General features: G+C 40.2%; 13 protein-coding genes. 2 read left to right on the top strand and 11 right to left on the bottom strand.

Translation table 11 applies throughout. The annotated features are described in order from the left end of the window. Nucleotides 1–10 precede the first annotated feature (10 nt). The 8 genes from dnaJ to gpr form a co-directional block, all read right to left on the bottom strand. On the bottom strand, nucleotides 11–1,129 hold the full coding sequence (gene dnaJ / locus PQ477_RS16160) for a molecular chaperone DnaJ (RefSeq protein ID WP_274272497.1): 1,119 nt from the start codon (nucleotides 1,127–1,129) through the stop codon (nucleotides 11–13). Nucleotides 1,130–1,285: 156 nt separating this feature from the next. After that, nucleotides 1,286–3,121: a molecular chaperone DnaK gene (dnaK, locus tag PQ477_RS16155; RefSeq protein ID WP_035396356.1), complete on the bottom strand. Its 1,836-nt coding sequence runs from the start codon at nucleotides 3,119–3,121 to the stop codon at nucleotides 1,286–1,288. A 19-nt stretch (nucleotides 3,122–3,140) separates the two neighbouring features. Next, nucleotides 3,141–3,713, bottom strand: coding sequence for a nucleotide exchange factor GrpE (gene grpE, locus PQ477_RS16150; protein WP_274272496.1), 573 nt, complete (start codon nucleotides 3,711–3,713; stop codon nucleotides 3,141–3,143). Nucleotides 3,714–3,866: 153 nt separating this feature from the next. Then, complete coding sequence (gene hrcA / locus PQ477_RS16145) at nucleotides 3,867–4,889, bottom strand: heat-inducible transcriptional repressor HrcA (RefSeq protein WP_144558757.1); 1,023 nt, start codon at nucleotides 4,887–4,889, stop codon at nucleotides 3,867–3,869. 100 nt (nucleotides 4,890–4,989) lie between these two features. Continuing rightward, on the bottom strand, nucleotides 4,990–6,147 hold the full coding sequence (hemW, locus tag PQ477_RS16140; protein WP_144558756.1) for a radical SAM family heme chaperone HemW: 1,158 nt from the start codon (nucleotides 6,145–6,147) through the stop codon (nucleotides 4,990–4,992). 57 nt (nucleotides 6,148–6,204) lie between these two features. After that, nucleotides 6,205–8,028: a translation elongation factor 4 gene (gene lepA / locus PQ477_RS16135; protein ID WP_144558755.1), complete on the bottom strand. Its 1,824-nt coding sequence runs from the start codon at nucleotides 8,026–8,028 to the stop codon at nucleotides 6,205–6,207. A gap of 92 nt (nucleotides 8,029–8,120) precedes the next feature. Further along, nucleotides 8,121–8,471 (bottom strand): DUF3679 domain-containing protein, encoded by a 351-nt coding sequence (locus PQ477_RS16130; protein ID WP_274272495.1) that lies wholly within the window; start codon nucleotides 8,469–8,471, stop codon nucleotides 8,121–8,123. A 165-nt stretch (nucleotides 8,472–8,636) separates the two neighbouring features. Beyond that, entirely contained in the window at nucleotides 8,637–9,752 is a 1,116-nt protein-coding gene (gene gpr / locus PQ477_RS16125; protein ID WP_144558753.1) for a GPR endopeptidase, read from the bottom strand. Between the two features lie 196 nt (nucleotides 9,753–9,948). Here gpr and rpsT point away from each other — a divergent pair, with 196 nt between their 5' ends. After that, nucleotides 9,949–10,215 carry a 30S ribosomal protein S20 gene (gene rpsT, locus PQ477_RS16120; RefSeq protein ID WP_035396369.1) on the top strand — a complete coding sequence of 89 codons (267 nt, stop codon included), beginning with the start codon at nucleotides 9,949–9,951 and terminating at the stop codon, nucleotides 10,213–10,215. Nucleotides 10,216–10,271: 56 nt separating this feature from the next. Here the strand turns inward: rpsT and holA are convergent, their stop codons facing one another. Next, the gene (holA, locus tag PQ477_RS16115) at nucleotides 10,272–11,297 is read right to left on the bottom strand and encodes a DNA polymerase III subunit delta (protein WP_274272494.1); all 1,026 of its coding nucleotides are present in this window, start codon (nucleotides 11,295–11,297) and stop codon (nucleotides 10,272–10,274) included. Nucleotides 11,298–11,585: 288 nt separating this feature from the next. Here holA and PQ477_RS16110 point away from each other — a divergent pair, with 288 nt between their 5' ends. Further along, nucleotides 11,586–11,720 (top strand): YqzM family protein, encoded by a 135-nt coding sequence (locus PQ477_RS16110; protein WP_035396374.1) that lies wholly within the window; start codon nucleotides 11,586–11,588, stop codon nucleotides 11,718–11,720. Nucleotides 11,721–11,815: 95 nt separating this feature from the next. Here the strand turns inward: PQ477_RS16110 and PQ477_RS16105 are convergent, their stop codons facing one another. After that, complete coding sequence (locus PQ477_RS16105) at nucleotides 11,816–14,146, bottom strand: DNA internalization-related competence protein ComEC/Rec2 (RefSeq protein ID WP_274272493.1); 2,331 nt, start codon at nucleotides 14,144–14,146, stop codon at nucleotides 11,816–11,818. Further along, a complete protein-coding gene (locus PQ477_RS16100) occupies nucleotides 14,139–14,714 on the bottom strand; it encodes a ComE operon protein 2 (RefSeq protein WP_035396383.1) in 576 nt (191 codons plus the stop codon). Before PQ477_RS16100 ends, PQ477_RS16105 begins: the two co-directional genes overlap by 8 nt. Nucleotides 14,715–14,776: the final 62 nt, after the last annotated feature.

The raw sequence follows: 14,776 nt of genomic DNA, 5'->3' as shown, positions 1-14,776 counted from the left end.
CACTACCTTCTTACTCGCCTTTAAATGCGCGGCGCAATTTATCAAAAAAACCGTCATTTTGCTCTTCCGGACGACCGCCACTCATACCTGCGAATTCTCTCATCAATTCTTTCTCATTTTCGTTTAATGTTTTTGGTGTGACAACACGTACCTGTACGTGCTGATCTCCTTGGCCACGACCGTGAACATTTGGTACACCCTTGCCTTTAAGCCTAAAGTTCGTTCCTGTTTGAGTGCCAGCTGGAATCTTCAGCTTAATTTTCCCCGTTAACGTTGGTACCTCAATTTCGTCGCCTAAGGCAACTTGTGGGAACGTTAGAGGAACTTCGCAATAAATATCTTCGCCTTCACGCTCAAAGAATTCATGTTCTTTCACTTGGAACACTACATACAAGTCCCCTGCAGGACCTCCATTTGTTCCAGCTTCCCCTTGACTAGAAACACGAAGCTGCTGTCCGTTATCAATACCAGCTGGTACTTTTACGTTGATTTTTTTACGCTTCCGAACCTTTCCTTTACCATGGCATGTGGTACATTTATCTTTAATCATCTTTCCGGTACCTTCACAATGGTTACAAACGCGGCGATTCACAACACGACCAAACGGTGTGTTTTGCTCAACATTTAGCTGGCCAGAACCTTTACAGTGTGAGCATGTTTCAGGCTTAGTTCCGGGCTTTGCCCCTGAGCCGTCACACGTTTCACAGTTCTCTTCCCGTGGAATTTCAATCTCTGTTTCTTTCCCAAAAACAGCTTCTTTGAATTCAAGTGTCATTGTGTATTGAAGATCATTCCCTTGTCTAGGGGCATTCGGATTTCTTCTTCCGCCACCTTGACCTCCGAAAAACATGTCAAAAATATCGCTAAAGCCACCAAAATCACCAGCTCCTGCCCCACCAAAACCTTGGTTTGGATCTGTATGACCGAACTGATCGTAGTGTGCTTTCTTTTGCGGATCACTTAATGTATCATACGCTTCTTTTACTTCTTTAAATTTCGCTTCTGCACCCTCTTCTTTATTCACATCAGGGTGGTATTGGCGAGCTAATTTTCGGTATGCTTTTTTCACTTCGTCTTCAGAAGCATTTTGGCTAACACCTAACACTTCATAAAAATCTCGTTTACTCACGGTTTTCCTCCCGACTACAAAGCATTCTCGCTGCTTTACCTATTCTCACATAACGTTCATCTTATCATCAGTCAAGTCTTTCGCGCAACTGGCATAAAAGACTTCTTAAAAAAAAGTCAAAGCCCTTGAAACTGACTTTGACTTTTCTCATGACACTTATTTCTTTTCGTCGTCATTTACTTCTTCATATTCAGCATCGACAACATTATCATCTTGCTGGCCAGCGTTTTCGCCTTCAGCGCCTTGTTGTGCCTGTGCCGCTTGTGCTGCTTGCTCATACATTTTCGTAGTTAAAGCTGTTACAATTTCTTGGAGCTCGTCTTTAGCGGTTTTGATTTCTTCTTCATTATCACTTTCAAGTGCTGCTTTTAACTTATCTTTTGCAGCTTCCGCTTTTTCTTTTTCACCTTGATCCACATTATCGCCAAGGTCCGTTAATGTTTTTTCAGTTGAGAATACAAGCTGGTCTGCTTCATTACGAAGTTCGACTTGCTCGCGACGCTTCTTATCGGCTTCTGCATTTTCTTCTGCATCTTGAACCATTTTTTCGATGTCTTCATCTGATAGACCTGATGAAGATGTAATGGTAATGGATTGCTCCTTGTTGGTACCAAGATCTTTCGCCTTTACGTTTACGATACCGTTCGCATCAATATCAAAGCTTACTTCGATTTGTGGAACACCACGTGGTGCTGGCGGGATATCGTTTAACTGGAAACGACCAAGAGTTTTATTATCTGCTGCCATTTCACGTTCACCTTGAAGCACATGTATATCTACAGATGGCTGGTTATCAGCGGCTGTTGAGAATGTTTGCGATTTAGATGTAGGAATGGTTGTATTACGCTCGATTAATTTCGTAAATACACCACCCATTGTTTCAATACCTAGAGATAATGGTGTAACGTCAAGTAGAACTACGTCTTTTACATCACCTGTTAAAACACCTGCTTGGATCGCAGCACCGAGTGCAACCACTTCATCAGGATTTACTCCTTTGTGAGAGTCTTTACCTGTTAAACGTTTAATCGCTTCTTGTACAGCAGGAATACGAGTAGAGCCACCAACAAGAACAACTTTGTCAATTTCAGAAGCTGAAAGACCAGCATCAGAAAGGGCACGGCGGGTTGGTGCTAGAGTACGTTCTACAAGATCACTTGAAATCTCATCAAACTTCGCACGAGTTAAGTTCATTTCTAAATGCTTTGGACCAGTAGAGTCTGCTGTAATAAACGGTAACGAAATCTGAGTTTGTGTAACGCCAGAAAGATCTTTTTTCGCTTTTTCTGCCGCATCTTTTAAACGTTGCATAGCCATTTTATCTTGTGATAAGTCAATGCCGTTTTCTTTTTTGAATTCTGCTACAAGATGATCCATGATTACATCATCAAAATCATCTCCACCTAGCTTATTATCACCAGACGTTGCTTTAACTTCAAAGAAACCATCGCCTAGTTCAAGAATCGATACGTCAAATGTACCGCCACCAAGGTCGTAAACAAGAATCGTTTGATCTTCTTCTTTTTCTAAACCGTAAGCAAGCGCTGCGGCAGTTGGCTCATTGACAATACGATCTACTTCTAGACCAGCAATTTTACCAGCATCCTTTGTTGCTTGACGCTGAGAATCGTTGAAATAAGCTGGAACCGTAATAACAGCTTTTGTAACTTTTTCACCTAAGTATGCTTCTGCATCTGATTTAAGTTTTTGTAAAATAATCGCAGAAAGTTCTTGTGGAGAGTAGCTTTTACCTTCTACTTCCACTTTGTAATCTGTACCCATATGACGCTTAATGGAGATCACTGTGTTCGGATTTGTAATCGCTTGGCGTTTCGCCACTTCCCCTACTAGACGCTCCCCATCTTTAAAAGCAACAACAGATGGTGTTGTACGGTTACCTTCTGGATTCGGGATAACCGTTGCTTCTCCACCTTCCATTACTGCTACACATGAGTTTGTTGTACCTAAGTCAATTCCAATAATTTTACTCATAACTCTTTTCCTCCTAAGCCTATGAATTCACTTTAACCATTGAATGGCGAATGACACGATCTTTTAATTGATATCCTTTTTGTAGCTCAGCAACAATTTGATTACTTTCGTAACCCTCTTCTTCCACTTGCATCACTGCTTGGTGCAAATGAGGATCAAATGTTTCTCCCTCTGTTGGAATGACCGTTACACCTTCATTTTGCAGCGCTTCTTCAATTTGACGGTATACCATTTCCATTCCTTGAAGAAGTTGTTTTGCTTCATCACTTTGCGGCTCTACAGCAAGGGCACGCTCAAAGTTATCAAGAGCTGGTAATAGACTCTCAATTAACCCTTGTGATTTATATTTAAGCTGAGCTTCACGCTCTTCTTTTGTTCTTCTTCTGAAGTTGTCATAATCAGCTTTCGTTCGAGCGAGTCGATCATTTGCTTCTTTTAATTCTACTTCAAGAGGATGAACAACTTCAGCTTCTTGTTCTTCTTGAACATCACTCTGTTCATCCATTTGTTCATCAGAATGATGTTCTTCTACTACTTCTTCAGTGCCATGTTCTTGCTTTTCTTCAGCTTCTTTTTTGTTTTGCTCTGGCATCTTGTTCACCTCCTGCTAAAATCAATACTCATGTACATCTCTTGCTACCCTTCGTCAGGATATCAAAAAATGTTCACAAGATGCAATCATTCTTGCTCTTGCGTTTTTATGTATGTTAAGTAGCAGCTTACACCACTACTTAGACATGTACGTTTAGTGATCCGTTAGTAGCTTTGACATGTTTTTCGATAATGAATCGACTACTTTTAACATTCGGCGATATTCCATGCGGGTTGGACCAATGACACCTAATGTGCCAACATGCTGCCCATTTATCGCAAAAGATGCCGTAACGATACTACATTCATCAAGTGCCTTTAGCTGATTTTCATTTCCAATTGAAACATTCAAACCATTCACATGTTGTGTTTTCAACCAGTCATAAAGCAATGTTTCTTCCTCAAGCGCTTTGTATACCATTCTCATCTTTTCAATATCTTGAAATTCTGGCTGCTCCATTAAATTCGACCGGCCCGAAAAGATCAGTTTTTCTGTAATAGCTGGCGAAAGTGTTGGTTCAAGCATACCTAATACTTGTTTATAGTTTCTTACATGCGCTTTAAATAAATGATTTAGTTCAAGGTGGATCTTCTGTTGCAACTGCGAGAATGCAACACCACGTAAACGTTCATTCAATAGATTGACTGTTCGCTCTAGATCTTCTGTCGTTACGTGTTCATCTAATTGCACAATATGGTTTTCAATATGGCCTGTTTCGCTAATTAAAATAACGATGGCTTTCATTCCTTCAAGCGGAACAATTTGGATCTTTTGCAGGCGCTCATTTAATAGCTCTGAACCTAAAACAATCGATACATAGCTCGTCATTTCTGAAAGGATTCGTGCCGACTCTTGAAACACTTCTTCAATCGCTTGTATTTTCGCTGAAGCAATCGTTGAAAGCCTCGATCGTTCAGCAACTGTTAATCGATGTGGGGAGAGTAAATGGTCTACATAGTAACGATAGCCCTTTTGAGAAGGAACTCGTCCGGCAGAACTATGCGGTTTATCAAGAAAACCAAGTTCTTCTAAGTCGGCCATTTCATTCCGTATCGTAGCTGAGCTGAATTGGACATCAGCACGCTTAGAGATGCTTCTAGAACCAACTGGCTCAGCGGAACGTACATAGTCGTCAACGATTGCATGTAAGATCAAGAGTTGTCTTTCAGTCAACATTCCTAGCACCTCCCTGTTAGCACTCTATGCTGTTGAGTGCTAATGCTATAGTTACACTATCAAAAGGCACCTCTTTTGTCAATTAAAAAACATGTTTTTACTATGAATAAACAGACTCATCTAGTGAAGCCACAAATAATTCAAATGCTTCATTTGCTAGCAGTAATCCTTCTTCTGTTAACGACAGGTAGTCGATTCCGTTTTCCAACAAGCCTCTTCGTGTGCCTATCGCTATTTCTTCTTTGAAAAGCGCATCTAGCTCATAGCCGTATTGATTATAAAATTGCTTTTTATGAATACCTTCTCTCTTTCTTAACCCTAAGAACACTGCTTCCTCCAACCATTCTGCTGTTGAAACATTATGCGTTCGATATTTAGCGTTGCCTTTCTCGTTTATTGCATCAATATACTTCTGGATTGGATTACTATTTTGATAGCGGATGCGATCTTCATAGCCTGAAGCTCCTGCCCCGAACCCTGCATACGAGCGGTTATTCCAATAAACTAAATTGTGTTTGCTTTCATAGCCAGGCTTACCAAAATTGCTTAATTCATACTGGTAGAGACCATGGGCTTTTGTCGTTTCCGTTAACAAATCATACATGGCAACATCATCTTCTTCTGGCGGCAAAGATAACGTGCCCTTCTTTTTACGATTGTAAAACACCGTTTGTTTCTCGACTTTTAACATATAAGCAGAAATATGCTCTACACCTAGATTAAGTGCTTTTTCAAGTGACTCTTTAAAATCTGCGACACTCTGATTTGGTAGCCCTAACATTAAATCAACAGAAAGATTCGTAAATCCACTTTTCCGTGCTTTTTGAATCGCCTCATTCACACCTTCCGGAGAATGAGTCCGTCCTATTTCCGTTAAAATCGGTTGTGAAAACGTTTGGACTCCTAAGCTTAATCGATTTACACCGAATCGTTTCATAACGTTCAGCCGATCTGTTGTGGCACTATCGGGATTGACTTCAACCGAAAATTCTATAAGTTCTTTCAAATTTAATAGCTGGTGCAAGGCCACAAATAACCGCTCTAATTGCACCGCCGTAAGAGCAGTAGGTGTGCCACCACCAATATAAATGGTTTTTACTGGTACTTGTTCTCTTGCTTGTTTCGATCTTTCCACTTCTTTAATGAGGGCATCCATGTATGCTTCTACTGGCTGATTCTCTAAAAACACTTTGTTAAAATCGCAGTAGTGACAAATATGCTCACAAAATGGAATGTGTATATAAATAGACTCGCTCAAGTACGTTCCTCCTAACAGGAAAAAAGCCCACTTTACGTAAGCCGGCTTTCTCCCTTTTTAATCCTCGTCCATTCGTAATACTGCCATAAACGCTTCTTGTGGGACTTCCACGTTTCCGACAGCCTTCATACGTTTCTTACCTTCTTTTTGCTTTTCTAAAAGCTTACGTTTACGAGAGATATCTCCACCGTAACATTTTGAAAGAACGTTCTTACGCATTGCTTTTATCGTCGAACGAGCAATTACTTTTGTGCCTATACTTGCTTGTACAGGAACTTCAAATTGCTGTCGCGGAATAAGTTTCTTCAATTTCTCTACGATGATCTTTCCACGTTCATAGGCAGAGTCTCTATGAACAATGACAGATAGCGCATCAACTTTTTCACCGTTTAACAAAATATCCATTTTCACAAGCTTGGATTCTCGATAACCAACAAGCTCGTAGTCAAATGACGCGTAGCCTTTTGTATTCGACTTAAGCTGATCGAAAAAGTCATAAACAATTTCTGAAAGCGGAATTTCATAAATAATTTGTACGCGTACTTCATCCAAGTATTGCATGTCCATAAACACACCACGCTTGCCCTGACAGAGTTCCATTACAGCGCCAACATAATCATTTGGTACCATAATTGTTGCTTTTACGTAAGGCTCTTCAACGTGATCAACCTTTTGCGCATCAGGCATGTTAGCTGGATTATCAATCTTCACTGTCTCCTGATCCGTTAACGTTACATTATAAATAACAGAAGGAGCTGTTGTAATTAGAGAAATGCCAAATTCTCGTTCAATTCTTTCTTGTATAATCTCCATATGCAGCAAGCCAAGGAATCCACAACGGAAGCCAAAGCCTAACGCTTGAGATGTTTCTGCCTCATATTGCAATGAAGAATCGTTTAGTTCCAAACGTTCCAGCGCTTCACGAAGATCATTATATTCTCCCGTATCAATTGGGTATAGGCCACAGTATACCATCGGATTCATTCTGCGATAACCTGGTAATGGGTCGTCTGCTGGTGTATCAGCACTTGTAATCGTATCCCCCACACGGGAATCTCCTACATTTTTTATAGCCGCTGTTAAAAACCCTACATCTCCTACAGACAATTCGTCGCATTTAATCGCTTTCGGCGTAAACACACCTACTTCGTTCACTTCAAACTCTTTACCTGTTTGCATCATGCGAATTTTTTGTCCTGGTTTAACCGTACCTTCCACAATTCGAATGTAGGCAATCACACCACGATACGGATCATAGAGAGAATCAAAAATAAGGGCTTTTAACGGAGCACTTGGATCTCCAGTTGGTGCTGGTACCTTTTCAACAACTTGCTCCAAAATTTCTTCTATACCGATCCCGTTTTTTGCAGATGCGAGTACGGCATCCGAAGCATCTAGCCCAATGACATCTTCAACTTCTTGCTTAACACGTTCAGGCTCAGCGCTTGGCAAATCGATTTTATTTATAACAGGAAGAATTTCTAAATCATTGTCTAACGCTAAGTACACATTAGCCAACGTTTGAGCTTCAATTCCTTGTGCGCTATCAACAATTAATAGAGCACCTTCACAAGCAGCTAAGCTTCGTGAAACTTCATATGTAAAATCGACATGTCCTGGTGTATCAATTAAGTGAAAAATGTACTCTTCGCCATCTTTCGCTTTATATTTAAGCTGAACCGCATTTAGTTTAATTGTAATGCCACGTTCTCTTTCAAGGTCCATTGCATCAAGCGTCTGGTCTTTCATTTCTCGGTCAGTTAATGCGCCGGTTCGTTCCAATATCCGATCAGCCAGCGTTGATTTACCGTGGTCAATATGAGCGATAATCGAGAAATTACGAATTCTGGATTGGCGCTCTCGTTTTTGATCCTTTTTCATTCGTTTGCCTTCACCCCTAAAAAACCTACATTTACACTATCCCTTATTATAACAAGGTTAAGGCACACCAGCAATAAAAGCTTTTGATCAACCTACCTGTCGTCTTTATTTACGCTGCCTTGTACGATAGAAACCACTTTCTCCAAGCCTGACCGAGTTGCCCCTTCTGTGTGATCGGCTAACGCCGAGCCTAAATCAGAAAATAAATTAGATAATCCTTTTTCTTCTCGATCCGTAGTCAAAGGTTTCTTTTCCGCGACTTCTTCTTGAGCCGAATCCGTTTGCAGCTGCGGTTTATCTTCTTCCTTTTTTGCTGTAAATTCTATGTTTAATGGCTTCGGTTCATTTAACCCAGCATGCTCACTCATTAACTGCACACCCATCATTAAGCCAAATAAAATACTAAAAAATAATAAGAAAAATCGACGTTTCGCAGTTTTCATATCGTCCACCCTCTCTAGCTCGATTCAAACAGCCTGTCCATTTGTATACTGTATGCAAGGAGAAGAGAAACAGAACAAAAACTATTATAATCGACCCATTTCCCATAAAAAAGGAACTGCTCTCATAAGGTCTCTAACAACCGCCGAGAAAGCTCCTCTCACGCTTTATTTTGTATACGCTCCGACATTTCCTTGGTTTACTTTTCCATGTAAGGCAGCGTTTAATCCACCAGCAATCACGTGGGCCATATCTTCTATAAAAACGTCTATTTCTTTTGGTGTGACCATTAAATTATGTCCGAGAGGGGCGAGAACTTCTTGAATAAGACTACGCTTCTCTTCCATTTCTAATCCTCCCACCATACCTAAAATGGCTTTTCGACCTGCTTCATCTGGTAAGTCTTTATCTGTTAGCGTTCGTTTTTCTCCAAATGTCATGCCAGCAGGCGCTAATCGTCTTGACGGCTTATCTCCTTCACGCATTTCTTTGCCCATATGCTTAAGAACGAAATCAATGGCATCAGAAGTAATCGTTACTGCGTCGACTACAGTCGGAATCCCGATGGCAATAACCGGAATCCCCAGTGTTTCTTGATTCATTGCTTTTCGATTATTTCCCACTCCGCTACCTGGGTGAATACCTGTATCCGCTATTTGAATAGTCGTGTTGACTCTTTCTATGGAACGTGAAGCGAGCGCATCAATAACAATTAAAAAATCTGGTTTTGTTTTTTCAATGACACCAAATACAACATCGCTCGTTTCGATTCCGGTCACACCCATAACTCCAGGTGTAATGGCACTAACTGAGCGATACCCGTCTTGAACTTCTTCTGGTGCAAGTTTAAATAAATGCTTTGTGACTAAAATCTCTTCTACAGCAAGCGGCCCTAGCGCATCAGGTGTCACATTCCAATTTCCCAGCCCAACAATTAGACATGTAGCGTCTTCATTAATAGAGGAGCGTTTAAGGAAAGCAGAGAACTCGTTTGCGAACACTCGTTCAAGATCAGCCTGAAGCTCGGTATCTTTTTGCCTAATTCCTTGGGCTTCAAACGTTAAGTAATTACCAGCTTGTTTCCCTAATCGTTCTGCACCTTTGACCCCAATTTTCACTTTTGTTACTTTTACATTCTCTATTGTTTCTTCCACTACTAGCACATCATCCACTTTAGTTGGGTCTTTCACGTTTTGATTTACTTGTTCCTCTACCACCATCTCGTGTGCCTCAAGTGCAAGATCGGTACGAATTGCATATGGTTCCATGTTTAAATTTCCCATTTTTATCGCTTCTCCTTCGTCAATGTCATGCCTTTAATATGACCGAGTCAAAAAGAAAACATTCAGAAGATAGAAGACTTCAACACTTTGTATTGCATTCGTGCAGTATGTTTGATAAAATGCAGAGTGTTGTACTGCTGAAACAGTGATCTAGAGAGGCCTTCGCATAGGCCATTTTATGACGGAGGTGAAATAAATGCCAAACATTAAATCTGCTATTAAACGTGTTAAAACAAACGATAAACGTCGCGTGCAAAACGCAGCGCAAAAATCTGCTTTACGTTCTGCAGTTAAGAACTTTGAAACTGCTGCATCTAACGGTAACGCAGACGAAGCAAAAACTGCTTTTGCTGAAGCAACGAAGAAGATTGATAAAGCTGCAACAAAAGGACTTATCCATAAAAACGCTGCAGCGCGTCAAAAATCTCGTCTTGCTAAAAAATTAAACAGCCTGTCTGCATAAGACATTTTGTTTATAAAACATAAAAAACGATTCACCAAATGGTGAATCGTTTTTTATTATGGTCGCATGCTTATTGTAATAAGAAGCAGCTCTACTGCCCGTTCTTTTACATCTCTACCTGTCTTAATAGCGTAATCCGTGTCTGCACACGCAATTAACGCACGACGTAAATGAGGTTTTGAATAGCGCTTTGTTTGCTGAAGAGCCAGTTGTACGACATATGGGTGCAGCTTTAGTTGACTGGCAATTTCCTTTTGTCCGTAGCCTTTTTCTTGTCTTATCTTTACGTAGAGCAAATTTCTGAATTGTCTTGTTAACAATGCAAGAATCGCTAACGGCTCTTCTTTTTGTCGCAATAATTTATGATAGACAAGCAACGCACGCTCGGTTTTACCTAAAGCAACACTCTCCACAACGGAAAAGATGCTTTCATCTACCGTCTCTGCGACTAGTTCTTTCACATCCTGCTCCATTATCTGTCTTTTTTCTGTTGTATAGAGCATACATTTTTCCAATTCCTTCTCAAGTAACATTAAATTGGAACCAACTCTTGAAAATAAAAGTTGTGATGCCCGCTGATCAATATGAAACCCATGTTCATGAAGAGAATTTGTAATCCACTGCTTTACTTGCTCTTCGTTCAACGGGTTACACTCTACTATTGTGGTTTCCTTTTTTAATCGTTTTGTTAGCTTTTTTCGTTCATCAATTTTTTCATATGGGGCAATAATAATAAGGACCGTTGAGTCAGCTGGTGTTGTCAAATAGTCTTCTAACGCTTGTACATCATGCTCAACTTTTGCCTTTACTTTCTGGCTAGATACTAAATAAAAATCGTGCACAACAACGAGTTTCCGATTTGAGAAAAATGGTATTGTCGCTGCCTCTTCCACAACATGTTGGATAGGTGTGTCTATTAGCTGAAAGCGGATATCGTTCATTGTCTCATCGTCTTCAGTAAACAATAACTGATGAACTTTATCGACAAACTCATTTATTAAGAACGTTTCTACGCCGTAAAGAAAATAAACCTTTTGTAACGTATCACGTTTCAATTGTTTTATTGTTGCTAAAATGGTCATATGTATAACTCCAATCTCATGCTCATCCATTCTAGTTTAGACACTTTCTAACAAATGAGCAAGGGAGAGATATTCTCTCCCCCTATCTATAATGAACGCTTTTAACGAAGACCCTAGGACTTCCCGTTAAAAGCGGGCCACCTTCATTTCTTACTCTCACCTTATGCAATCAATGGTTGTTCGGTGCTAATATCCGATTTATTTCGTAAAACGTCGTGTTCACCACGATCGAATCTTTTCATTTACACTGAAATCACGTATACTTACTTCGTAGAGGAGGTGCAAGAAATGAATAAATTTGAAAAAGACGTACAAGACAAAGCAAACGACATTGTCCCTTCTGTTGTTGGTTTTGTTGCCTCTTTTGGATTTTTTGCATTAATTTTTGTCATCGCTAATATTGTGGATGTAGCAACACACTAATTGCCAACAGAAAAAACAGTTCCTTTTAGTTGACTAAAAAGAAAACGTTTCCGCATGAATGGGGTTTAGTCGAACCTTCGTACATAGAAACCTACTTAGTCTATTGATTCAGGAACTGTTTTTTCATTTACTTGATACACACTTTTACGAATGTTGATACCGTCGCTCCCTATCGAAAGTTCTACTGTTCCATCGACATTCGTTTGATAGACCTGAATATCTCGTGCTTGTAGGCGCTTTAGTACATCTGGATGTGGATGACCAAATCGATTGTTCACGCCTGCTGATACGAGCGCTATCTTAGGCCTGAGTTGATCAAGCAACGGCTCTTGGGTTGATGTTCGACTCCCATGATGCCCAACTTTTAATAAGTCTACTTCTAAATTAGGGAAGCTATTAAGTAAATGCATCTCCCCCTCTTCTTCTAAATCGCCGGTTAGTAAAATAGATTTTCCGTGAAATGAACCATAAAGCACAATGGATTGATCGTTTCCGCTCCATTTTCTATCATTCGTTGGATGAAGAACATAGAATTGAGTGGAAATCGTGTCCCCTACTTGAACGAGAACCATTTTTTCGTCTTCTACTTGTTGGAATAATTCGATTTCGATTTCTTTTTCTAGCTCTCCTTCTGGATAATAGACATTTTCGACATGCACATTCTCTAAAACCGCTTTTGCCCCTCCGATATGATCAAAATCACCATGAGTTAAAATGAGCCCGGTTATTGTTTTGATCCCTTTTGCCTTTAAATAAGGCACAACAATGTCTTTTCCTGTGTCAAACGTTTTTTTCTTTTCTTCCCAGTCCTCTGTTGCAAACGACATAACCCCACCAGTATCAACAAGGTAGACTTCTTTCCGATTTGGGGTTTCAATGAGAAAGCTATCTCCTTGTCCTACGTCAAGCATTGTAATAACTGCATCTCCATTTAATTTCGGCAACTGTGATGGAATCGCTAGAGTAACACAAAATAAACCGATCACAACCCACGTCCAGCGAGAACGCTTTTCCCACAGGAGGCCAATGACAACTAGACAGCCATATAACAACAGCATCAGAACAATTGATGGCCTGCCCATCACCCACATATACACATGATTACCTAGTTCAACGATCCATTTATGTATCCAAACCAATAAGGTTTCTGATGCCACCACAAACGAATCTAAGGGTATGAAGCGGAGCTCACTCAGGAAAACGAGAAAAAAACTGTAAGGTAACAAAACAAGAGAAACAAACGGAATGTAGACAAGGTTGATTAGTAAACTAAGCGGGGACCACTGAAAGAAATGATACGCAATTAAAGGTAAACCAACTAATTGAGCAATTGTCGTTACACAAAAAAGCCGTTTTCCATAAGAGTGATATCGATTCATAATGGGTTTTTGCATTAAAATCAGTGTAAAAGAAACGAGGAAAGACAGCTGGAAGCCTAATTGAAATAGCGCATACGGTTGAATGAGTAAATAAAGAAGAAAGATTGATGAAAAGCCATAAAAAGGGTGAATGGGAACACGAAGAAGTACGAGAAAAAAGTAAATCATCGTCATAATGGCTGCTCGGATTACAGGAGGTGATGCACCAGTAAGAATGATGAAAACAGGAAGAAACATAAGAAGACTAATGAGAACAATTTCTCTTGGAATACCGATTCGTATCATAAGATAGAAGCTCGTCCCTGTCAATATGCCAACATGTAGGCCAGATATAGCTAGTAAATGAATAACACCAAGCTTTGAATAAGCCTCCATAACATCAGGTTCTATATAGCGGCGCTCCCCAAATGTTAAAGCAAGCACAATACCACTTAATGACGGCGGTAGCTGCTCTTGTAGCCGGTGCGTTGCGCTATGTCTGTACTCTTGCAATTTAGTAACGAAAGGCTGTGATTCTAGCGGTTTGCATGTAATCGTGGCCAGCTGCGTCACGCGGTAGAGCATGTGTATATGCTGATAATATAAATACTGACGATAGTCAAATCCAAAACGGTTTCTTGCATTTGGCGGTTGCGTTAAATCCCCTTTTGCTTGGCAGATGCTCCCTATACTCATATCTGGAGGGTAGAGCTCAACCTCCTCTTTAGCGTAGCCTAACAGTAACAAGGTTTCCCCGTCGATTGTTTCAATTGTCGTCGTTAACTGATTCCCGTTTACATATGGAGCATCGTTAATGTAAAAAGTGAGAGATGTTTGTCCTGGTTCGAGAGAGGAAGTATTTCGATCATCAATAAAGGAAGTAGAGAAAAAGTACAAGCTAAAAGGTAGAAGAAAAAAGAGAGGAGCTGTTCTTTCCCCTTTACTAAACGAAAAGGAAGAAAGAACAAGAGCCATTACTAAAAAGATCCATGCGAGAGTTTGTTCTTTTTGAACAACAAATAAAATAGCGGAGATGGCGGATAAAAAAGAAATAAACGCTTTATTCACTTACTTTTGAGAAATACAATGTTTTGGTCTTCGTGACAAGTTCTTCTAATCGTTCGCTTGACACCCCGAGCTCTTCTACTTCTTGTAACAGTTCTGTCGTTAGCGAGAGCTTATCGTGAAACAGTGTGTCAAATACAGTTGGATCTAGCTCTACTTCTATACACTCAATTCCCGCTTCCGCAAACAACTGCTCTGCATACGGCTGGTTTTTGTAGTCATTCGCATAGTGCACCTTGGAGATACCTGCTTGTATCAACGACTTTGCACAATGCACACACGGAAAATGGGTAATATAAATTTCCGCACCTTTTGTCGGCACGCCAAACTTGGCACATTGTAATAACGCATTTACTTCTGCGTGAACGGTTCTGATGCAATGTCCATCAACAACATAACACCCTTGATCTAAGCAGTGATCAGATCCTGTTACAGAACCATTATAGCCACCTGCAATAATACGCTTTTCTCTAACAATTGTCGCGCCTACTTTTAGTCTCGGGCACGTACTTCGTAACGAAAGCAGTTGACTTTGTGACATAAAATATAAATCCCACGAAATTCGTTCCATGTTTGTACTCCTTTTCTCTTGCATATATAAGAGTGTAAAATGAATAATGGAAAGCGTCAAAT

The organism is Shouchella hunanensis, assembly GCF_028735875.1.
Classification (GTDB): domain Bacteria; phylum Bacillota; class Bacilli; order Bacillales; family Bacillaceae_D; genus Shouchella; species Shouchella hunanensis.
The sequence above is the reverse complement of the archived record's forward strand: the minus strand, read 5'-3'. Positions and strand labels throughout refer to the sequence as shown.

What these genes read in the sequence shown, in the direction of transcription:
- grpE (WP_274272496.1), bottom strand. Translation starts at nt 3,713, where the DNA reads ATGCCAGAGCAAAACAAAAAAGAAGCTGAAGAAAAGCAAGAACATGGC.
- rpsT (WP_035396369.1), top strand. Translation starts at nt 9,949, where the DNA reads ATGCCAAACATTAAATCTGCTATTAAACGTGTTAAAACAAACGATAAA.
- gpr (WP_144558753.1), bottom strand. Translation starts at nt 9,752, where the DNA reads ATGGGAAATTTAAACATGGAACCATATGCAATTCGTACCGATCTTGCA.
- lepA (WP_144558755.1), bottom strand. Translation starts at nt 8,028, where the DNA reads ATGAAAAAGGATCAAAAACGAGAGCGCCAATCCAGAATTCGTAATTTC.
- PQ477_RS16110 (WP_035396374.1), top strand. Translation starts at nt 11,586, where the DNA reads ATGAATAAATTTGAAAAAGACGTACAAGACAAAGCAAACGACATTGTC.
- holA (WP_274272494.1), bottom strand. Translation starts at nt 11,297, where the DNA reads ATGACCATTTTAGCAACAATAAAACAATTGAAACGTGATACGTTACAA.
- PQ477_RS16130 (WP_274272495.1), bottom strand. Translation starts at nt 8,471, where the DNA reads ATGAAAACTGCGAAACGTCGATTTTTCTTATTATTTTTTAGTATTTTA.
- dnaK (WP_035396356.1), bottom strand. Translation starts at nt 3,121, where the DNA reads ATGAGTAAAATTATTGGAATTGACTTAGGTACAACAAACTCATGTGTA.
- PQ477_RS16100 (WP_035396383.1), bottom strand. Translation starts at nt 14,714, where the DNA reads ATGGAACGAATTTCGTGGGATTTATATTTTATGTCACAAAGTCAACTG.
- hrcA (WP_144558757.1), bottom strand. Translation starts at nt 4,889, where the DNA reads ATGTTGACTGAAAGACAACTCTTGATCTTACATGCAATCGTTGACGAC.